Annotated in this window: 18 protein-coding genes and 1 pseudogene; 16 read left to right on the forward strand and 3 right to left on the reverse strand. The window is 72.4% G+C overall.

Features of this window, described 5'->3' with window-relative positions:
- The first annotated feature begins 35 nt into the window (after positions 1-35).
- Positions 36-1490: a sialate:H+ symport family MFS transporter gene (locus ACF1CT_RS10780; protein WP_391783464.1), complete on the forward strand. Its 1455-nt coding sequence runs from the start codon at positions 36-38 to the stop codon at positions 1488-1490.
- 197 nt (positions 1491-1687) lie between these two features.
- Here the strand turns inward: ACF1CT_RS10780 and ACF1CT_RS10785 are convergent, their stop codons facing one another.
- The gene (locus ACF1CT_RS10785) at positions 1688-2917 is read right to left on the reverse strand and encodes an acetyl-CoA C-acetyltransferase (protein ID WP_391783465.1); all 1230 of its coding nucleotides are present in this window, start codon (positions 2915-2917) and stop codon (positions 1688-1690) included.
- 445 nt (positions 2918-3362) lie between these two features.
- Here ACF1CT_RS10785 and ACF1CT_RS10790 point away from each other — a divergent pair, with 445 nt between their 5' ends.
- Both ACF1CT_RS10790 and ACF1CT_RS10795 read left to right on the forward strand, forming a co-directional pair.
- Positions 3363-4922: a 3-hydroxyacyl-CoA dehydrogenase gene (locus tag ACF1CT_RS10790; protein WP_391783466.1), complete on the forward strand. Its 1560-nt coding sequence runs from the start codon at positions 3363-3365 to the stop codon at positions 4920-4922.
- Positions 4923-5067: 145 nt separating this feature from the next.
- On the forward strand, positions 5068-5460 hold the full coding sequence (locus tag ACF1CT_RS10795) for a VOC family protein (RefSeq protein WP_391783467.1): 393 nt from the start codon (positions 5068-5070) through the stop codon (positions 5458-5460).
- A 231-nt stretch (positions 5461-5691) separates the two neighbouring features.
- Here ACF1CT_RS10795 and ACF1CT_RS10800 read toward each other — a convergent pair whose 3' ends face one another.
- Entirely contained in the window at positions 5692-6390 is a 699-nt protein-coding gene (locus ACF1CT_RS10800; RefSeq protein ID WP_391783468.1) for a DUF6597 domain-containing transcriptional factor, read from the reverse strand.
- Positions 6391-6442: 52 nt separating this feature from the next.
- On the opposite strand from ACF1CT_RS10800, the pseudogene ACF1CT_RS10805 reads away from it, so the two are divergent.
- Positions 6443-6778: pseudogene (locus tag ACF1CT_RS10805) on the forward strand (CU044_2847 family protein); the annotation flags it as partial.
- A 139-nt stretch (positions 6779-6917) separates the two neighbouring features.
- Here ACF1CT_RS10805 and ACF1CT_RS10810 read toward each other — a convergent pair.
- Positions 6918-8126, reverse strand: coding sequence for a YihY/virulence factor BrkB family protein (locus ACF1CT_RS10810; protein ID WP_391783469.1), 1209 nt, complete (start codon positions 8124-8126; stop codon positions 6918-6920).
- A gap of 17 nt (positions 8127-8143) precedes the next feature.
- On the opposite strand from ACF1CT_RS10810, the gene ACF1CT_RS10815 reads away from it, so the two are divergent.
- The 12 genes from ACF1CT_RS10815 to ACF1CT_RS10870 all read left to right on the forward strand — a co-directional run bounded on the left by ACF1CT_RS10815 (position 8144) and on the right by ACF1CT_RS10870 (position 21051).
- Positions 8144-9790 carry an acyl-CoA dehydrogenase family protein gene (locus tag ACF1CT_RS10815; RefSeq protein ID WP_391783470.1) on the forward strand — a complete coding sequence of 549 codons (1647 nt, stop codon included), beginning with the start codon at positions 8144-8146 and terminating at the stop codon, positions 9788-9790.
- Positions 9791-10164: 374 nt separating this feature from the next.
- Complete coding sequence (locus tag ACF1CT_RS10820) at positions 10165-11427, forward strand: GAF domain-containing protein (protein ID WP_391783471.1); 1263 nt, start codon at positions 10165-10167, stop codon at positions 11425-11427.
- A 134-nt stretch (positions 11428-11561) separates the two neighbouring features.
- A complete protein-coding gene (locus ACF1CT_RS10825; RefSeq protein ID WP_391783472.1) occupies positions 11562-12173 on the forward strand; it encodes a GNAT family N-acetyltransferase in 612 nt (203 codons plus the stop codon).
- A 379-nt stretch (positions 12174-12552) separates the two neighbouring features.
- Positions 12553-14250, forward strand: coding sequence for a nitrite/sulfite reductase (locus ACF1CT_RS10830; RefSeq protein ID WP_391783473.1), 1698 nt, complete (start codon positions 12553-12555; stop codon positions 14248-14250).
- Positions 14247-14426, forward strand: coding sequence for a hypothetical protein (locus ACF1CT_RS10835; RefSeq protein WP_391783474.1), 180 nt, complete (start codon positions 14247-14249; stop codon positions 14424-14426). The genes ACF1CT_RS10830 and ACF1CT_RS10835 overlap by 4 nt, the downstream gene beginning before the upstream one ends.
- A complete protein-coding gene (locus ACF1CT_RS10840; protein WP_391783475.1) occupies positions 14423-15136 on the forward strand; it encodes a phosphoadenylyl-sulfate reductase in 714 nt (237 codons plus the stop codon). The genes ACF1CT_RS10835 and ACF1CT_RS10840 overlap by 4 nt, the downstream gene beginning before the upstream one ends.
- 23 nt (positions 15137-15159) lie before the next feature.
- Positions 15160-15705: an adenylyl-sulfate kinase gene (gene cysC / locus ACF1CT_RS10845; protein WP_391783476.1), complete on the forward strand. Its 546-nt coding sequence runs from the start codon at positions 15160-15162 to the stop codon at positions 15703-15705.
- Positions 15702-16637 carry a sulfate adenylyltransferase subunit CysD gene (gene cysD / locus ACF1CT_RS10850; RefSeq protein ID WP_391783477.1) on the forward strand — a complete coding sequence of 312 codons (936 nt, stop codon included), beginning with the start codon at positions 15702-15704 and terminating at the stop codon, positions 16635-16637. Before cysC ends, cysD begins: the two co-directional genes overlap by 4 nt.
- The gene (locus ACF1CT_RS10855) at positions 16638-17972 is read left to right on the forward strand and encodes a sulfate adenylyltransferase subunit 1 (RefSeq protein ID WP_391783478.1); all 1335 of its coding nucleotides are present in this window, start codon (positions 16638-16640) and stop codon (positions 17970-17972) included.
- Between the two features lie 263 nt (positions 17973-18235).
- Entirely contained in the window at positions 18236-19348 is a 1113-nt protein-coding gene (locus ACF1CT_RS10860; RefSeq protein WP_391783479.1) for an aliphatic sulfonate ABC transporter substrate-binding protein, read from the forward strand.
- Between the two features lie 49 nt (positions 19349-19397).
- Positions 19398-20186, forward strand: coding sequence for an ABC transporter ATP-binding protein (locus ACF1CT_RS10865; RefSeq protein ID WP_391783480.1), 789 nt, complete (start codon positions 19398-19400; stop codon positions 20184-20186).
- A complete protein-coding gene (locus ACF1CT_RS10870; RefSeq protein WP_391783481.1) occupies positions 20173-21051 on the forward strand; it encodes an ABC transporter permease in 879 nt (292 codons plus the stop codon). The genes ACF1CT_RS10865 and ACF1CT_RS10870 overlap by 14 nt, the downstream gene beginning before the upstream one ends.
- Position 21052 lies beyond the last annotated feature (1 nt).

The raw sequence follows: 21052 nt of genomic DNA on the forward strand, positions 1-21052 counted from the left end.
CAACGGCGAGTCCCGTCCCGCATCCTGGAGTCACCGTGCAGACCACAACACCCCCCACGCTCCCCTGGTACCGCGAGGTGAGCGGCACCCAGTGGAAGTCGTTCTTCGCCGCCTGGATCGGTTACGTCCTCGACGGCTTCGACTTCGTGCTGATCACGCTCGTCCTCACCGAGATCGGTGACGACTTCGGCCTGAGCACGGTCCAGGCGGCCAGTCTGGTCTCCGGCGCGTTCATCACCCGCTGGCTGGGGGGTGCGGTTCTCGGCGCCGTCGGCGACCGGTACGGCCGCAAGCTCTCCATGGTCCTGAGCATCCTGCTGTACTCGCTGGGCACCTTCGCGTGCGGGTTCGCCTGGAACTACCAGAGCCTCTTCGCGGCCCGGCTCGCCATCGGCATGGGCATGGCCGGCGAGTACAGCGCCAGTGCCACGTACGTGATGGAGAGTTGGCCGGCGAGGCTCCGCAGCCGGGCCAGTGGATTCCTCATCTCCGGGTTCTCGGTCGGCTCGGTACTCGCCGCGCAGGTCTACACCTGGGTGGTGCCGTCGCTCGGCTGGCGGTGGATGTTCTACCTGGGGCTGATCCCCATCGCCATCGCCCTGTGGATGCGGCGCGCCCTGCCGGAGGCCGAGGAGTGGACCCGGGACGTCGCCGGGAAGGAGACGAGGCCCAGTCCGTTCCGGCCACTGTTCCTGACCCGGAGCCGTGCCGTCGTCAACACGGTGCTGGTGGCCGTCGCCACCGTCTCGCTGTTCCTCGTCTTCACCCCGGGCGGGGCAGGTATGGTCCCGGTGCTCTCGGTGACGGCCGGGCTCGCGCTCGCCGCGCTCGCCGTACAGCTCGGCGGCAGGCGGGGATGGGTGCTGTACCTGTCGATGATCGTGACGCTGTTCTTCGCGTTCCTGTACTCGTGGCCGATCCAGGCACTGCTGCCCACCTACCTGAAGACGGAACTCGGCTACACCACCGGCCAGGTCACCGACGTGCTCTACTTCGCGGGCTTCGGGACCATGGTCGGCTGCTGGGCCGCGGGCTTCCTCGGCGACGTCATCGGCGCGAGGAAGGCGTACGCGCTGACGTTGCTGGCCTCGCTCGCCTTCGTCTACCCGGTCTTCGCCGTGCACGACAACCTGCTGTTGCTCGGCATCCTGCTCTTCCTGCTCCAGGCGACGAGCTTCGGCATCTCGGGTCTGCTCCCCCGCTACATCGGCGGGCACTTCCCGACCGGGAGCCGGGGCGCGGCCCTCGGCTTCACGTACAACGTGGGGGCACTGGGCGGCGCCGTGGCCCCGGTCCTGGGCGCGCATCTGGCGTCCGGGATGGACCTGGGGCAGGCCCTGGCCGTGCTGACCTTCGCGGGCACGGTGATCGTGGTGCTGCTGGTGGGGTTCGACGTGCCGGCCCGGCTGAACCGGCTCACCGACCCGGACGCGGAGCGGGACCACCTCGCGGCGGAACGGAACGCGGACTCGCACGCCACGTCCGGGTGACAGGGCTCGCCCGCCGACGTGGTCCCCGCCGACGGAGTTCCCGCCGACGGGATCCCGGCCACCGGTTCCGGTCGCCGCCCCACGCGCCGGGGCGGCGCGGCCGGGGGCGCGCCCGGCCGAGCGGGCGGGCCCCCGGGGCCCGCGGCCGCCCGTCGTCCATCGCTCTCCCTTCGGCGGTACGGCCCCGGTCCCGGGGCTCAGGCCGCGACGCGCTCGAAGACCGCGGCGAGGCCCTGCCCCCCGCCGATGCACATCGTCTCCAGCCCGTACCGGGCCTCCCGGCGGTGCAGCTCCCGGGCCAGGGTGGCAAGGATCCGGGCACCGGTCGCACCGACCGGGTGGCCGAGCGAGACACCGGAGCCGTTGACGTTGACACGCTGCTCGTGGTCGGTCTCGCCAAGACCCAACTCCCTTGTGCATGCCAGCACTTGAGCGGCGAACGCCTCGTTGATCTCGATCAGGTCGAGGTCGGCGAAAGTGAGTCCGGCACGTTCGAGGGCGGCCCGCGCGGCCGGTACGGGGCCGATGCCCATGGTCGCGGCGGGCACCCCCGCCCGGGCGAAGGAGACGAGCCGGACCAGCGGGACGAGGCCGAGCCGTTCGGCGGTGGCGGCGCTGGTCACCAGGCAGGCGGCGGCCGCGTCGTTCTGCCCGCTGGCGTTGCCCGCGGTGACGGTTGCCTCCGGATCGGTCCCGGCCATGACCGGGCGCAGCGCGGCGAGTTGTCCGGCGGTGGTGTCCGGGCGGGGGTGCTCGTCCGCGGTGACGACCGTCTCGCCCTTGCGGGTCCGTACGGTGACCGGAACGATCTCGGCGTCGTAGCGTCCCTCCGCCGCCGCCCGGCCGGCGCGTCGTTGCGAGCGCAGGGCGAGGGCGTCCTGGTCGGCGCGGCTGATGCCGTACGCGCGCCGCAGGTTCTCGGCGGTCTCGATCATGCCGCCCGGGACGGGGTGGTTGACGCCGCCGGCGGTGGCCCTGCCGCGGACCAGCGCGTCGTGGAGCTGGAGGCCGGGGCCCTTGATGCCCCAGCGGCCCTCGTGCGTGAAGTAGGGGGCCGCGCTCATCACGTCGACACCTCCCGCGACGACGATGTCGCTGAAACCGGCCCTGATCTGCATCGCCGCGTCCAGGACGGCCTGGAGACCGGAGCCGCACCGGCGGTCGATCTGGGTGCCGGTGACGGTCTCGGGCAGCCCGGCGTCGAGGGCGGCGACCCGCCCGATGGCGGGCGCCTCGGCGCTCGGGTAGGCGTGCCCGAGGATCACCTCGTCGACCGCCTCGGGGGCGACCCCGGTGCGGGCGACCACCTCGGCGACGACGCGTGCGGCGAGGGCCGCCGGGGTCTGCCGGGCGAACACTCCGCCGAAGCGGCCGATCGGGGTGCGCAGCGGTTCGCAGATGACGATGTCGGACTGCTGGTCGGGCACGGCATGACCTTTCGGTGGCGAGGGGCGTGCGATCCGCCCTTTCGATGGCACGGGTGCGGCGTGACGTCCACGGGGCGAGGGGCGCGTCGCCGGTCCCCGCGCCCCGCGACGGGGCCGGGAACGGAGCCCGGGCCGGGTACGGGAACAGGGCCGGAACCGAGGACGGGGCCGGGGCCGGGGCGGTCCGCCGTCCGGTGGCCCCGGGTCGGGGACGTGACGCGTCTCCACCACGGATGACGCGGCTCCCATCTGCCCTCCCGGACGATCGGACCGGCCGCCCACCGACCGGAATCCGCCACGCCGGTCCATCGTTCCGACGTCTCGACGCGACTCTATTTCGGCCGGGGACGACGATCAATGGCCGCCAACGGGGACATGGTTCCGGGCCGCGTCTATCGTCGCGGGGACGGATCACTTGTCACTCGCCGAGAGGACCGCAACCGCCATGCGTATCAGGATCGTCGGCGCCGGGGCCATGGGCCGCGGCATCGCCCAGTGGGCGGCGACCGCCGGACACACCGTCGAACTGTGCGACGCGCGCACGGAAGCGGTGACCGCCGCCGCGGATTTCGTCCGGGACATGCTCGAACGGGCCGTGCGGAAGGGCCGGATGTCCGCCGAGGACGCCGCCGCCGCCGGGGGGCGGCTGGTCCCGCTGGACGACCCGTGGACGGCGGGCCCGGACGTCGAACTGGTCGTCGAGGCGGTCCGGGAGGACTTCGGCACCAAGACGGAGGTCTTGGGCCGCCTCGAACGGGTACTGCCCTCGACGGCCGTGTTCGCGACCAACACCTCGTCCCTGTCGGTCACCCGGATCGCCGCCGCGCTGAAGGACCCGGGCCGCATGGCCGGGCTGCACTTCTTCAACCCGGTGCCGCTGATGCGGATCGTCGAGATCGTGCCGGGCGCGGCCACCCGGCCGGACATCCCACCGGCCCTCACCGCGTTCGTCGAGGGCTGCGGGCATCGTGCCGTCACGGTCGCCGACACCCCCGGTTTCCTGATCAATCACGCCGGTCGCGGTCTGGTGACCGAGGCTCTCGCGCTGCTGGAGGAGACCGTCGCCGAGCCGGCGGAGATCGACCGGATCGCCCGTGACGTGCTCGGGCTCCGGATGGGCCCGTTCGAACTGATGGACCTCACCGGTCTGGATGTGACGGCCGCGGTGATCGACTCGATCTGGGAGGGGTTCCGGTACGAGGACCGCCTCCGCCCCTCCTTCCTGACGCCGAACCGGGTGGCCGCCGGGCTGCACGGCCGCAAGACCGGGCGCGGCTGGTTCGAGTACGGCCCCGGGGCCGCCGCCCCGGTCCCGGAGGCCCCGGTCACGGGCGACGCGGACCGTCCGGTGTTCGTCCACGGGGCGGGCCCGCGGGACGGGGACGCGGTGGCGTTGCGCGAGGCCCTGACCGACGCGGGCGCCGTCGTCGAGACGGGCGTGGAACCGTCCGGCGGGGCCGTCGTGCTGGTCCCGGTCTGGGGCACCACGGTGGCCTCGGCGGTGGAAGCCCACGGGCTGCCCCCGGAACGCGCCTTCGGGACCGATCCGCTGCCGCCGGCCGGACGGCGCCGGGTGCTGGCCGTGACCCCGGCGGCGGACCCGCAGGCCGCGCGCGACGCCCGCGCGGTGCTGGCCCGGGCGGCGGACGGCGGCGATCCGTACCCGGTCTCGGTGGTACGGGACACGGCGGGCTCGGTCGCGCAGCGGTTGCTCGCCTCGATCGTGTCGGTGGCGTCGTCGATCGCGGAACGCTCCCTCGCCGCCCCCGCCGATATCGATCTGGCCGTCACGACCGGGCTCGGCTACCCGGTCGGACCGCTGGCCTGGGGCGACCGGGTCGGTGCCGCCCGGATGCTGGAGCTGCACCGGGCGCTGCACCGCACGACGGGCGACCCGCGCCACCGCCCGGGCCGGTGGGTGACCGAGCGCGCCCAGCTCGGTCTCGCGCTGACCGACCCCGGAACCTCGCCCGCCGACTGCGTTTCCGGTCCGGGCACCGCGTAGACATCCGGTCCGGCACCGCGCGGAAGCGGGCCGCACGCCGGACGCCGCCCGTGCCGGGCACCGGCCCTCCGCGCGCCGAGGGCCCGGCACCGGCGGTGTCCGATTCGTACAAGACCCCGCCGCGGCACCGGCCTACGGTCGGGTCATGACTCCACGCATGGACGCGATCGGCCTCATCACCGCGGATCTGGCCGCGTCGCTCACGTTCTACCGCCGTCTCGGCCTCGGCATCCCCGCCGACGCGGAATCCTCACCCCACGTCGAGGTGACGCTCCCCGGCGGGCAACGTCTGCTCTGGGACACCGAGGACGTCGTCCGCTCGTACGACCCCGCATGGACGGCGCCGCGCGGCGGGGAGCGTCTCGGGCTCGCCTTCCGCTGCGACGGTCCGGCGGAGGTCGACGCGGTGTACCGGGACCTGACCGGCGCCGGGTACCGGGGTCACCTCGAACCGTGGGACGCGGTGTGGGGGCAGCGGTACGCGATGGTCCTCGACCCGGACGGCTGTGCGGTGTCGCTCTTCGCCGACCGCGGCTGAGAGCCTGCCGGGTGGCCTTCGGCCGGAAGGCGGACGCGGCACGGCGCGAGCGGTTCCAGGGCGCCGGGAGGGCCCGGTGGCGGAGCCGCCCGGTCGTTCCGGCAACACCGGAAGCGCGCCTGCCGGGACGGGGCCGCCCGGTCAGAGGCCACCCGACGCCCTCTGGGGGTTCCCGGCCGCCCGGTGCCGTCCCCCGCACCGGCGCGAAGCCCGCACCGCACCGCACCACCCTCACCTCGAAGCGAGATGGGCGGTCAGGGTCGTCCCGGCCAGTTCCCGCATCTCCCGGGCGAGGTGGGCCTGGTCGGCGCACCCCGCCAGGACCGCCGACTCGGCATACGGGGTGCCGGACCGCACGAGGGCGAGCGCGCGTTGCAACCGCAGGATCCGCGCGAGTGTCCTGGGCCCGTAGCCGAAGGCCGCGAGCGACCGGCGGTGCAGCTGCCGGGCGCCGAGACCGGCGCGGCGGGCGGTGTCCGCGACGGAACGGCCCGCGTCGAGTTGTGCCGCGACCGACCGCATGAGCGGGTCGGGCGGCCCGGTGGCGGCCGCCCGCCGCAGGGCGATCGCCTCCAGCGCGGTCGCCGGTTCGGCGGCCTCGGCGAGTCGTTCGTTGAGGACGCGGACCCGGGCGCCCGGCCACAGATCGGCGAGGTCGACCCGGCGGTCGCGCAGTTCGTGGGCCGGTACGCCGAGGAGCGCGGGCGCCGTCCCGGGCGCGAAGCGCATCCCGGCGTACCGCCCGCCGACGCCCGGGGCAGGGACGAGAGCACGGGTGTCGGGGCCCGCGACGCTCAGCCGTCCGTCGATCCAGAGCAGGTCCATGCACCCGTCGGGCAGCACCGGATGGACCGCGCCCTCCGGCACGCGCAGCGTCCACAGCACAGCGCCGTCGAGCCGCGCATTCCACTCTTCGTACCTGTCCCCCATGCCCCGCACGCTAGTCTCGTCGTCCGACGCAATCGGCTTCCGGGGGCGGGTCATGACGGCACTGATGGAGTTCACCACCGACAGCGGCGCGACGGTGACCGTCGAGGTCGACCGGCACACGCCGGGCGCGAACCTGGTCGCGCTGGGCGAGGACAACGTCCTGGCCAGAGCGGGCCGCACATTCGACAGCGCGCTCACGGGAATCCGCTCGGCGGCCGAGTCCGCGCTCGCGGTGTTCCGGGACGGGGTCCTCAAACCGGACGGTGTGGAGCTGGAGTTCGGGGTGAAGATCACCGCGGAGGCCGGGGCCGTGATCGCCAAGAGCGCGGTCGAGGGCCATCTGGTGGTCAAGCTGTCCTGGTCCCCCGGCGAGACGCGGACCCCGGCCCCACCGCCGCCCGCGGCCGCGCCCGTACCGGCCCCGGCGCCCCCGCCGTCCCCCGTCGTCCCGCCACCGTCCGCACCCGTGCCGCCCCCCGCACCGGCCGGCTGAGGACCGTCCCGGGAACGGCCCGGCCCCGGAGGACTCAGTCCCCGGGCGGTCCCTCCGGCCTGCGCGAATCCTCGTGCGGTTCCTTCTGCGGATCTTTGTGGGGTTCCTTGTCCGGCTCCTTGTCGCGGCCCGGCTGGAACCTCGACTTCACGTCCTCCGGCGGCAGGAACCTCGACCAGCGCTCCGGGAACTCGGAGGGCATGTAGGGGCTGTCCTCGTCCTCGTCGACATCGCCGTCCTCCTCCTCCCGCTCCGCCTGGGACCGCGCGACAAGTTCCGCGGCCTGGGCGGCCCGTACCCGGTCGTTGGCGGCACGTGCCGCGGCCGTCGCCAGCGAGGGCCACACCCGGTCGATGGCGGCGTTGACCGCAGCGCCGACCAGCACCGCGAACGCGGAGACGCCGATCCACAGCAGGACCGCGATCGGGGCCGCCAGCGAGCCGTAGATCGTGGGCCCCTCGACGGTGCTGGTGAGGTAGATCCGCAGCAGGAAACTGCCGAGCACCCACATCGCGAGCGCCACCAGCGCGCCCGGCATGTCCTCTATCCACGGCGAACGCACCGGCACGGACACGTGGTAGAGCGTCGTCAGGAAGGCGATCGACAGCAGGATCACCAGGGGCCAGTACAGGATGCTGATGATCTCGGTGCCCCACGGCACGAACTCCACGACCCGGTCCGGGCCGACCACGAGCAGCGGCAGTACGACGGCGCCCAGCAGCAGCGCGACCACGTAGAGCAGGAAGGCGAGCAGCCGGGTCCTGACGATGCCGCGCTGGCCGTCGAGGCCGTACATCACGGTGATCGTGTCGATGAAGACGTTGACCGCCCGGGATCCGGACCAGAGCGCGATCGCGAAGCCGATCGAGATGACGTCGGGCCGGGCACCGGTGGTGACGTCCGCCAGCAGCGGCTTGGCGAAGTCGTTCACACCCCGCTCGCTGAGCACCGTCTGCGCGGCGTTGAGGATGTTGCGCTCGATGGAGGCGACCGTGGTGGTGCTGGTCCACTCGTCGACGTAGCCGAGCAGCCCGATGAGGCCGAGGAGCAGCGGGGGCAGGGACAGCAGGGTGAAGAACGCCGCCTCGGCGGCGAGTCCCAGAATGCGGTACTCCATGCACGAGTTGACGGTGTCCTTGAGCAGCTGCCAGACCATCTGGCGCTTGGACACGTTGCGGTAGAGAACCCGGGCACGGTGGAGCCGCCCCGGTGGCCGCTCGGGTGTTTCATTTGCTGCCTGCACGTCTTTACCGTATCGGCATGGCACCCTCCACCCACACCGTGTTCAATCAGGCACCGCCGCTCGTCGGCTACGACGTCTACGCCGCAGACCTCGCCCTCTCCGAGGCGGTCCGGCGCCATCTTCCGTCCGAACTGCTGGCCGGGGCCCGGGCCGAACTCGGTGAACTGGGCAGGTCCGCCGGTTCCGCGCAGACGCAGGCGTGGGGGGCGCGGGCGAACGAGAATCCGCCGGTCCTGCGTTCCCACGACCGCTACGGTCATCGCATCGACGAGGTGGAGTTCCATCCGTCCTGGCACCGGTTGCTGGGGCACGCGGTCGGTGCCGGTCTGACCGGCGCGTGGAGCCGTCCGGGCGGTCATGTGCGGCGGGCGGCGGGTTTCCTGGTGTGGACGCAGGTCGAGGCGGGCCACGGCTGCCCGCTGTCGATGACGCACGCGGCGGTGCCCGCGCTGCGCACCGATCCGGCGCTGGCGGCGGAGTGGGAGCCGCTGCTGACCTCGACGGTGTACGAGCAGGGGCTGCGCCCGGCCGCGCAAAAGGCCGGGGCGCTGTTCGGGATGGGCATGACGGAGAAGCAGGGCGGCACGGACGTGCGCTCCAACACGACCCGGGCCGAGCCGCTGTCCGCCGAGGGCGAGTACCTCCTCACCGGACACAAGTGGTTCTGTTCCGCGCCGATGTCCGACGCGTTCCTGGTGCTGGCGCAGGCACCGGGCGGTCTCACCTGCTTTCTGCTGCCCCGGGTGCTGCCGGACGGCACCCGCAACCCGTTCGCGATCCAGCGGCTGAAGGACAAGCTGGGCAACCGGTCGAACGCCTCGGCCGAGGTCGAGTTCGACGGGACGTGGGCGCGCCGGGTCGGTGACGAGGGGGGCGGGGTGCGCACCATCATCGAGATGGTGGCGGCGACCCGGGTGGACTGTGTGACCGGCTCGGCGGCGTTGATGCGGCAGGCGGTGGCGCAGGCGATCCACCACTGCGCGCACCGCCGCGTGTACGACGGGGTGCTGATCGAGAAGCCGCTGATGCGCAATGTGCTGGCCGACCTGGCGCTGGAGTCGGAGGCAGCGACGGTTCTGGCGATGCGGCTGGCGGCGGCGTACGACGCGGACACCGAGGACGAGCGGGCCTTCCTGCGGATCGCGGTGCCCGCGGCGAAGTACTGGGTGACGAAACGGTGCGCGCCGGTGGTGGCCGAGGCGCTGGAATGCCTGGGCGGCAACGGCTACGTCGAGGAGTCCGGGATGCCCCGGCTGCTGCGGGAGGCGCCGCTCAACTCGGTCTGGGAGGGCTCGGGGAACGTCCAGGCGCTCGACGTGCTGCGGGCGCTGCGGCGCGAGCCGACCGCGCTGAACGCGTTCCTCCGGGAGATCGGCCGGGCGCGCGGGGCCGATCACCGGCTGGACGGGGCGATCAGGGACATGCTGGCGGAGCTGGCCGATCTGGAGGGGATCGAGGCGCGGGCCCGGCGCCTGGCCGAGCGGATGGCGACGGTGCTCCAGGGGTCGTTGCTGGTCCGCTGGGCCCCGCCGGAGGTCGCCGACGCGTTCTGCGCGTCACGACTGGGCGGGGACGGGGGCGCGGCGTTCGGGACGCTGCCGCACAGCCTCGACCTGGCCTCGGTGGTGGAACGGGCCCGTCCCGTCGAGCGCGAGAGCTGCTGACCGGGCCTGCCGGGACCGTCGCCCCCGACGCTTCACGGCCACGGGGCCGACTCCGGCGACACCGGACACTTACCGGACATGGGCGGATGAAACGGGCGGGCGACACGCCCGGGAGAAGAGCGACGGAGGGTGGTGCTGCGCCGACACGGCACCACCCTCCACGCAGTACACACCGCTCGACGGGGCACAGGCGCCGCCGCACGGTGTTCCGCCACTCTCGTACGGACCCGCACCCTCTCGCCAGAGTTGCAAAGGGTTGCAGCCATTATGTGGAGAGCACGGTATCGGGCCCCCCGGCGGGGCAGGATGGGCCGGCGGGCCATCGGGCCGGCCCTGGCGTTGGGGGTACGAGAGTGGATGCACGCGCTGCCGAGGTGACACGTTCGGCTGTCCCGCAGTCCGCCCGGGCCCAGCACGGGACCCACCGGGCCAGGGAGGCGAAACTCGCGGGCGACGCCGCGCCGGCCGCCCTCCGCGCCGAGATCGGCGCCTCCTGGGACCGTGTGCTGCGCAGCGGTCTCGATCCCGACCAGTCCACCGAGAGCGTGCTGCTCCAGCGGGACGAGGTCGAACGCCGGCGCCGCACGTCGGCGCTGGGCGAGGTGATGCCGCTGCTGAACGAGAGTCTGGTGTCGCTCGCCGAGGCCGCCCAGCAGATCGTGGTGGTCACGGATGTGGAGGGCAGGGTGCTGTGGCGCCGCGGCAGCACACGGGTGCTGCGGCGGGCGGACAGCATCTGCCTGGCCGAGGGGGCGACGTGGGCGGAGGAGAGCACGGGGACGAACGCGATCGGCACGGCGCTGGTCGCGCGCGCACCGGTCCAGGTCCATTCCTCGGAGCATTTCGTGCGCCGTCTGCACGACTGGACGTGCGCGGCGGCCCCGGTCCGTGATCCGCGGGACGGCCGGCTGATGGGGGTCGTCGACCTGAGCGGTCCGGCGTCCACCTTCCATCCGACCTCGCTGGCACTTGTCGGTTCGGTGGCCAGGCTGGCCGAGAGCGAGCTGAGGAACCGGCACCTGCGCGCCATCGACCGGCTGCGTTCGGTGGCGGCGCCGCTGTTGTGCCGGCTGGGCGGCCGGGCCGCGGCGGTGGACGTGCACGGCTGGCTGGCCGCGGTGACCGGGATGCCTCCGGTGGAGCGGCTGCCGCTGCCCAAGTCGATGCGGCCCGGCCGGATCTGGCTGCCGTCGCTCGGCATGTGCGAGGTGGAACCGCTGCCCGGGGGCTGGCTGGTGCGGGTCGCGGACGGGCCCGGGGACGGGGACGGGCCGCGGCAGCGGGTGGTGCTCGACCTGAGCCGTCCGCACCGGCTCTCGGTCAGTGTGGTGGGCACCGTGGGTACGTGGACGCGGGGGCTCTCGCCGCGCCACGCGGAGCTGCTGTACGCCCTGGCACTGCACCGCGAGGGGCGTACGGCGTCCGAACTGGCGCAGGATGTCTTCGGCGACGCGACCCGGACGGTGACGGTGCGGGCGGAGATCTCGCGGATCCGCCGCCATCTCGCCCAGGTGCTGGCGCACCGCCCGTACCGCTTCGGCGAGGGGGTCGAGGTGGAGGTGATCCACCCCGATCAGCCCGCCGATCTGCTGCCGCGTTCGACGGCCCCGGTGGTGGTCACGGCGCGCACCGCCTGAACGGGACGCCGCCCGGGACCGGCAGCCTGCCCGGCGGACCGGCCCGGTTCGGCGCGCACGGCGGACCGGCTCGGTTCGGCGCGCACGGCGGACCGGCTTGGGCGCGGGACGCGGGGCATGGTTCCCTGGCAGCCATGAACAGCCCCGCACGCAGCACCACCGCCACCGCCCCCACCGCCCCCACCGCCGAGGTGACCGTCTGGTCCCTGGAACAGACCTCCCCCGACGACCTGCGCCCCGCCGCGGTCCCCGAGGGCGATGTGCGGATCGTGCGGTCCGCGGTGCCGTCGCCCGAGTTCAGCCGGTTCCTGTACACGGCGGTCGGCGGCGACATCCGGTGGACGGACCGGCTCGCGATGACGTACGCACAGTGGCAGGAGGCGCTGGACCGCCCGGGGGCGGAGACCTGGGTGGCGTACGAGAACGGCACCCCGGCCGGGTACATCGAGCTGGATCCGGGGGACGACGGCGTCGTCGAGATCATGTACTTCGGGCTGATACCCGCCTTCCGGGGGCGCCGGATCGGCGGCCACCTGCTGTCGTACGGTGTCGCCCGCGCCTGGGACCTGGCGGAGCGCTGGCCGGAGCGGACACCGACGAAGCGCGTGTGGCTGCACACCTGCTCCAAGGACGGTCCGCACGCCATGGACAACTATCTGCGGCGGGGCTTCCGGCTCTTCGACACGACGGTGGAACTCGAACCGGTGGTCGCGACTCCGGGGCCCTGGCCGGGGGCGGAGCGGTAGCGCCCGGCCCCCGGTCCGCCGGGGGCCGGCGGACCGGGCGGGCCGATACCGGCACGACGAACCGCGCACGGAGAGTGATCGGCACCACACCGTCTCGCATCGCGGGACTTTCACGTCCGCATCATGGATGGTGGTGGACTGGCCCGAGATCCGCGTGCCACGCTTTCGCCATGTCCGGAACTGGAACCGCCTTGGTGAGTCGACGTCACGTCGACCTCGGCCGCATGTCCAGCGCCATCTGTCCGGCGAGCTGAGAGTCCCAGCACCGCCGCGTTCCGCTGTTTTCCAGCGCCCCTCCGTACCTCCTGCGCACCGCCGCGCCTCACCGCGAGTGTGCAGTTCAGAGCCGCCCTCCTGCAGTCCCGAAGGACGTATCTTCATGGCCGCCAGCCCGGATCAGCCCACCACCGCCACGGCCCGCCGCAAGGCCGGGCGCCACCGTGGCGAGGGACAGTGGGCCGTCGGACACCACACTCCGCTCAACGGCAACGAGCAGTTCAAGAAGGACGACGACGGTCTCAATGTGCGGACACGTATTGAGACGATCTACGCCAAGCGCGGATTCGACTCGATCGACCCCAACGACCTGCGCGGGCGCATGCGTTGGTGGGGTCTGTACACCCAGCGCAAGCCCGGGATCGACGGCGGCAAGACGGCCGTCCTGGCCCCCGAGGAGCTGGACGACAGGTACTTCATGCTGCGGGTGCGCATCGACGGCGGCCGGCTCACCACCGCGCAACTGCGGGTGATCGGCGAGATCTCGCAGGAGTACGCCCGCGGCACCGCGGACATCACCGACCGGCAGAACATCCAGCTGCACTGGATCCGCATCGAGGACGTCCCGGCGATCTGGGAGAAGCTGGAGGCCGTCGGGCTCTCCACCACCGAGGCGTGCGGCGACTGCCCCCGCGTGATCATCGGCTCCCCGGTGGCGGGCATCGCCGCCGACGAGATCGTCGACGGGACCCCCGCGGTCGACGAGATCCACGACCGTTACATCGGCAACAAGGAATTCTCCAACCTGCCGCGCAAGTTCAAGACCGCGATCTCCGGCTCCCCGGTCCAGGACGTGGTGCACGAGATCAACGACATCGCGTTCGTCGGTGTGGTCCACCCCGAGCACGGTCCGGGCTTCGACGTGTGGGTCGGCGGCGGGCTCTCCACCAACCCGCGGCTCGCCGAACGGCTGGGCGCCTGGGTGCCGCTGGCCGAGGTCCCCGACGTCTGGGCCGGGGTCGTCGGCATCTTCCGCGACTACGGCTACCGGCGGCTGCGCAACCGGGCCCGGCTGAAGTTCCTGATGGCCGACTGGGGCCCGGCGAAGTTCCGCCAGGTGCTGGAGGACGAGTACCTCAGGCGTCCGCTGGTCGACGGACCCGCGCCCGAGCAGCCCAGCAGCCGCTGGCGCGACCACATCGGCGTGCACCCGCAGAACGACGGCCGCTTCTACGTCGGGTTCGCCCCCCGGGTCGGCCGGGTGGACGGCTCCACCCTGGCCAAGATCGCCGATCTGGCCGCCGCGCACGGCTCGGACCGGCTGCGCACCACCGTCGAACAGAAGATGATCATTCTCGACGTCGCCGAGGACCGGGTGGAATCGCTGGTCGCCGGGTTGGAGGCGCTCGATTTCCAGGTGAGGCCGTCACCGTTCAGGCGCGGCACGATGGCCTGCACCGGCATCGAGTTCTGCAAGCTGGCCATCGTCGAGACGAAGGGGCGCGGCGCCTCGCTGATCGACGAACTGGAACGCCGGCTCCCGGACTTCGACGAGCCGCTCACCATCAACCTCAACGGCTGTCCCAACGCCTGCGCCCGCATCCAGACCGCCGACATCGGTCTCAAGGGCCAGTTGCTGCTGGACGCCGACGGCAACCAGGTGGAGGGCTACCAGGTCCACCTGGGCGGCGCGCTCGGCCTGGAGGCCGGGTTCGGCCGCAAGGTGCGCGGCCTGAAGGTCACCGCGGCCGAACTGCCCGACTACGTCGAGCGCGTGCTGTCACGCTTCCAGGCGGAGCGCGAGGACGGCGAACGGTTCGCCACCTGGGCGGCGCGGGCCGGGGCGGAGTCGCTGTCGTGAGCGAACGCGCCGCGCCGTTCCACTGCCCGTACTGCGGCGACGAGGACCTGCGCCCGCACGAGAACGGGCACGGCGCCTGGGAATGCGCCTCCTGCAACCGCGCGTTCCAGCTGCGGTTCCTGGGCCTGCTGACCCGGGGCCTTCAGCGCGACGACGTGGAAGGGGACGGGACATGACGGACAGTCGAATCATCGGCGCGAACGCCGGGGAGCTGCGGGAGATCGCCGGGCGGGCCGGGCGGGAGCTGGAGGACGCCTCCGCGACGGAGATCCTCCGGTGGGCCGTCGACACCTTCGGCGAGGGTTTCTGCGTCACCTCGTCGATGGAGGACGCGGTCGTCGCGCACCTCGCCTCGCGTGTCCGCTCCGGTGTCGACGTGGTCTTCCTCGACACCGGCTACCACTTCCCGGAGACGATCGGCACCCGCGACGCGGTCGAGGCGGTGATGGACGTCCGTGTCCTCACCCTCACCCCGCGGCAGACCGTCGCCGAACAGGACGCCGAGTACGGGCCGAGGCTGCACGACCGCGACCCCGACCTGTGCTGCCGGCTGCGCAAGGTCCGGCCCCTCCAGGAGGGCCTGACCCGGTACACGGCCTGGGCGACCGGGCTGCGCCGCGACGAGTCCCCCACCCGGGCGCACACCCCGGTCGTCGGCTGGGACGAGAAGCGGCGCAAGGTCAAGGTCTCCCCCATCGCCCGCTGGACCCAGGACGACGTCGACGCGTACGTCGCCGAGCACGGCGTCCTCACCAACCCGCTGCTGATGGACGGCTACGCGTCCGTCGGCTGCGCGCCCTGCACCCGCCGGGTGCGGGCGGGCGAGGACGCCCGCGCCGGGCGCTGGTCCGGCCGGGGCAAGACCGAGTGCGGGCTGCACGACTGATGACGACTGATCAGGAGATTTCGATGAGCGTGACGGAGACGGGAGCCACCGTCTGGCTCACCGGTCTGCCGAGCGCGGGCAAGACCACCATCGCCTACGAGCTCGCCGGGAGGCTGCGCGGCGAGGGCCACCGCGTGGAGGTGCTCGACGGGGACGAGATCCGGGAGTTCCTCTCCGCCGGTCTCGGCTTCTCCCGCGAGGACCGCCACACCAATGTGCAGCGGATCGGCTTCGTCGCCGAACTGCTCGCGGCCAACGGCGTGAAGGTGCTGGTCCCGGTCATCGCCCCGTACGCGGACAGCCGGGACGCGGTCCGCGCGCGGCACCGGGCGGAGGGCACCCCGTACCTGGAGGTGCACGTCGCGACCCCGGTCGAGGTGTGCTCCGTACGCGATGTGAAGGGGCTCTACGCCAAGCAGGCGGCGGGCGAGATCAGCGGGCTGACCGGGGTCGACGACCCGTACGAGGCGCCCGAGTCGCCGGACCTGCGGATCGAGTCGCACCGGCAGACCGTGCAGGAGTCCGCGGCGGAGCTGTACGCGCTGCTGAGCGAGAGGGGTGCGGCGTGACGACCGTCGCGAACGTGTCGGAGGGCATGGGCAGCCCGTACGCACTGAGCCACCTGGACTCCCTGGAGTCCGAGGCGGTGCACATCTTCCGCGAGGTGGCGGGCGAGTTCGAGCGGCCGGTGATCCTGTTCTCCGGCGGCAAGGACTCCATCGTGATGCTGCACCTGGCGCTCAAGGCGTTCGCGCCCGCGCCGGTGCCGTTCGCCCTGCTGCACGTCGACACCGGGCACAACTTCCCGGAGGTGCTGGAGTACCGCGACCGCGCGGTCGCCCGGCACGGACTGCGGCTGCACGTCGCCTCGGTGCAGGAGTACATCGACGCCGGGAAGCTCCGCGAACGTCCCGACGGCACCCGCAATCCGCTCCAGACCGTGCCGCTGACCGAGGCCATCCAGCAGCACCGCTTCGACGCCGTGTTCGGCGGTGGGCGCCGCGACGAGGAGAAGGCGCGCGCCAAGGAGCGGGTGTTCTCGCTGCGCGACGAGTTCTCCCAGTGGGACCCGCGCCGCCAGCGCCCCGAGCTGTGGCAGCTCTACAACGGCCGGCACGCGCCCGGCGAGCACGTCCGGGTGTTCCCGATATCCAACTGGACCGAGCTGGACGTCTGGCAGTACATCGCCCGTGAGGGCATCGAGCTGCCGCAGATCTACTTCGCCCACGAGCGCGAGGTCTTCGCCCGGTCCGGGATGTGGCTGACCGCGGGCGACTGGGGCGGTCCCGCGGAGGGCGAGCGGGTCGAGTCCCGGCAGGTGCGCTACCGCACGGTCGGCGACATGTCCTGCACCGGCGCCGTCGACTCGGACGCGACGACGCTCGACGCCGTCATCGCCGAGATCGCCGCCTCCCGGCTCACCGAACGGGGCGCCACCCGCGCCGACGACAAACTGTCCGAGGCCGCGATGGAAGACCGCAAGCGCGAGGGGTACTTCTAGATGACCATCACCAGCGAGCAGTTGTCGGCCACCACCCTGCTGCGGTTCGCCACCGCGGGGTCCGTCGACGACGGCAAGTCCACCCTCGTGGGGCGTCTGCTGCACGACTCCAAGTCGGTCCTCACGGACCAGTTGGAGGCCGTGGAGCACGCCTCCCGCAATCGCGGCCAGGAGGCCCCCGACCTGGCGCTGCTGACCGACGGTCTGCGGGCCGAACGCGAGCAGGGCATTACCATCGACGTGGCCTACCGCTACTTCGCGACGACGCGCCGCCGGTTCATCCTCGCCGACACCCCGGGCCATGTGCAGTACACCCGGAACATGGTCACGGGCGCCTCGACGGCCGAGCTCGCCGTCGTCCTGGTCGACGCCCGCAACGGCGTCGTCGAGCAGACCCGCCGCCACGCCGCCGTCGCCGCCCTGCTCCGCGTCCCGCACGTCGTCCTCGCCGTCAACAAGATGGACCTCGTCGGCTACACCGAGCCCGTCTTCGCCGCCATCGCCGAGGAGTTCACCGCGTACGCGGCATCGCTCGGCGTCCCGGAGATCACCGCGATCCCGATCTCCGCGCTGGTCGGCGACAACGTCGTGGAACCGTCCTCGCACATGGGCTGGTACGGCGGCCCGACCGTCCTGGAGCACCTGGAGACGGTGCCGGTCAGCCACGACCTCACCGCCTGCCACGCCCGCTTCCCGGTCCAGTACGTGATCCGGCCGCAGACCGCCGAACACCCCGACTACCGGGGCTACGCGGGCCAGATCGCGGCCGGCGCGCTCCGTGTCGGCGAGGCGGTGACGGTCCTGCCCTCCGGCCGCACGTCGACGATCAGCGCGATCGACGCGCTCGGCGAGAGCGTCGACATCGCCTGGGCGCCGCAGTCGGTGACGCTCCGGCTGGCCGACGACATCGACATCTCGCGCGGCGACCTGATCGCGCCGTCCGGCGACGCGCCGGCCGTGACCCAGGACGTCGAGGCGACCGTCTGCCATGTCGCGGACGAGCCGCTCACCGTCGGCCGCCGGGTGCTGATCAAACACACCACCCGCACCGTCAAGGCGCTCGTCAAGGACATCCCCTCGCGCCTCACGCTGGACGACCTCTCCCAGCACCCGGCGCCGGGCCGGCTCGTCGCCAACGACATCGGCCGGGTGGTCCTGCGCACCGCGGAACCGCTCGCGCTCGACGCCTACGCGGACTCCCGGCGCACCGGATCGTTCCTGCTGATCGACCCGGCGGACGGCACCACGCTCACGGCCGGCATGGCGGGCGAGTCCTTCGCCACCACGGCCGGGGCGGCGGACACCGCGGACGACGACGCCGCGTGGGACTTCTGATGAGCAACGACGTCTACTCCACGTTCGCGAAGGAGGGCGGCCGCGTCGGCAGCGGGGCCCTCGGCAGCGGTCAGGGCGGGGTCGGGCGATGTGCGTGATGACGTACGCGCACCGCACGCGCGCCCACTCGCACCAGCCGCACGACCCGCACCGCCGGTTCAGACGAAAACCCGCCGACCTCCCGGCCACGTCCCCGTAGATCCCCGCGGTTCCCGCGATTCCCGAGGGACGTGAGCACCGGGCCGACGAGAGGAACACCTCCCGTGCCTGCCCCCCGCACCACCGCGCACCGCCGGCCGGCCGCCGTCGCCGCACTGCCGCTGCTCGCCCTCGCGCTCACGGCCTGCGGCTACGGATCCGCCGCCGACGACGACTCCGGCTCCTCGGACGTCGCCGCCGGAGCGAAGAAGCTCTCCGCGGACACCGTGCGCATCGGCTACTTCCCGAACCTCACGCACGCCACCGCGCTGGTCGGCGACCAGGAGGGGCTCCTCCAGAAGGAACTGGGCGGCACCCGGCTGAGGACCTCGCAGTTCAACGCGGGCCCGTCCGAGATCGAGGCGCTGAACGCCGACTCGATCGACATCGGCTTCATCGGCCCGTCGCCGTCCATCAACGGCTACACCAAGTCCAGGGGCAAGAGCCTGAGGATCATCGGCGGTTCGGCCTCCGGCGGGGTCAAGCTGGTCGTCGACCCGAAGAAGATCAAGACCCTGGACGACCTCAAGGGCAAGAAGATCGCCACCCCGCAGCTCGGCAACACCCAGGACGTCGCCTTCCTCAACTGGATCTCGGAGAAGGGCTGGAAGGTCGACGCCCAGAGCGGCAAGGGCGACGTCTCCGTCGTCCGCACGGACAACAAGGTGACCCCGGACGCCTTCAAGTCCGGTTCCATCGACGGCGCCTGGGTCCCCGAGCCCACCGCGTCCAAGCTGGTCGCCGAGGGCGCGAAGGAACTCCTCGACGAGTCGTCGCTGTGGCCGGACAACAAGTTCGTGATCACCAACATCATCGTGTCGCAGAAGTTCCTGAGGGATCACCCGGACGTCGTCGAGGCGGTCCTGCGCGGCTCGGTGAGGACCAACGAGTGGATCAACGCCAACCCCGATGAGGCGAAGGCGTCCGCCAACGCCGCCCTGAAGAAGCTGACCGGCAAGCCGCTGCCCGCCGAGATCCTCGACCCGGCGTGGAAGTCCATCCAGATCACCGACGACCCGCTGGCCGCCACGCTCGACGCCCAGGCCGAACACGCCGTCGAGGCCGGGCTGCTGGACAAGCCCGACCTCAACGGAATCTACGACCTGAAGCCGCTGAACAAGGTCCTGGGGGCCGCGGGCAAGCCCGAGGTCGCCGACGCCGGACTCGGCGTCAAGTAACCCCGCCCGAACCCAGGATCCACATCCAGATCCCCAGGAGGTGACGACCATGGCGACCACACTCACCAGGGCCGAGGACCGCACCGCGGTCGGGCACGCCGCCCGTATCTCACATGTCTCCAAGTCCTTCGGCACACCGGAGGGGCCGCAGCTCGTCCTGGACGACATCTCGCTCGATGTCGCGCCGGGCGAGTTCGTCACCCTCCTGGGGGCCTCCGGATGCGGAAAGTCCACACTGCTCAACCTGGTGGCCGGGCTCGACCGCCCGACCGCCGGATCCATCGAGACGCCCGGCGGGCGGCCGGCCCTGATGTTCCAGGAACACGCCCTGTTCCCCTGGCTGACCGCCGGCAAGAACATCGAACTCGCGCTGCGGCTGCGCGGCGTGCCCAGGGCGGAACGCCGCGACGAGGCGGAACGGCTGCTCGGGCTGGTCCGTCTGGGCGGGGCGCACAACAAGCGCGTGCACGAGCTCTCGGGCGGCATGCGGCAGCGTGTGGCGATGGCCCGCGCCCTCGCCCAGGACAGCCAACTGCTGTTGATGGACGAGCCGTTCGCGGCGCTCGACGCCATCACCCGGGACGTACTGCACGACGAGCTGACCCGGATCTGGCACGAGACGAGCGTCTCCGTCCTCTTCGTCACGCACAACGTGCGCGAGGCGGTGCGACTCGCCCAGCGCGTCGTCCTGCTGTCGTCCCGCCCCGGCCGGATCGCCCGGGAGTGGCACGTCGACATCGAGCAGCCGCGCCGCATCGAGGACAACGCGGTAGCGGAACTGTCCGTAGAGATCACCGAACAACTCCGTGGGGAGATCCGCCGCCATGGCCAGCACTGACACCAAGCCCGACGACCTGGCGGGCCTGGAGGCGGGACTCGACGCCCTGGACGCCGTGAAGGTGCGCCGCACCCCGGTGCGCGAGGTGCTGCTGCGCAAGGTGCTGCCACCGCTCCTCGCGGTCGTCCTGGTGCTCGTCGTCTGGCAACTCCTCGTCCGCGCCCAGGTCACCGACGACTACAAGTTGCCGTCACCGGCCGCGGTGTGGGACAGCGTCACCGACATGTGGCTCCGGGGAACGCTCCTGGACGTCATCTGGACCAGCGTCTCGCGCGGCCTGCTCGGCTTCCTGCTGGCCGTGGTGATCGGCACTCCGCTGGGGCTGCTGGTCGCCCGGGTGAAGCTGGTCCGGGCGGCGATCGGCCCGATCCTGTCCGGGCTGCAGTCCCTCCCCTCGGTCGCCTGGGTGGCGCCCGCCGTGATCTGGCTCGGGCTCAACGACCGGATGATGTACGCGGTGATCCTGCTGGGCGCCGTGCCCTCGGTCGCCAACGGGCTGGTGTCCGGCGTCGACCAGGTGCCGCCGCTGTTCCTGAGGGCGGGCCGCACCCTGGGCGCGACCGGTCTGCGCGGGACCTGGCACATCGTGCTGCCCGCCGCGCTGCCCGGCTACCTGGCCGGCCTCAAGCAGGGCTGGGCGTTCTCCTGGCGCTCGCTGATGGCCGCCGAGATCATCGCGTCCTCCCCCGATCTGGGGCTCGGGCTGGGGCAGTTGCTGGAGAACGGCCGCAACAACGCGGACATGCCCGGCATCTTCCTCGCCATCATCCTGATCCTCTTCGTCGGCATCGCGATCGACCTGCTGATCTTCAGTCCGCTGGAGCGGTGGGTGCTGCGCAGCCGCGGACTCCTCGTCAGGAGCTGAG

It is taken from the genome of Streptomyces sp. NPDC014734 (assembly GCF_043083325.1).
Taxonomy (GTDB): domain Bacteria; phylum Actinomycetota; class Actinomycetes; order Streptomycetales; family Streptomycetaceae; genus Streptomyces.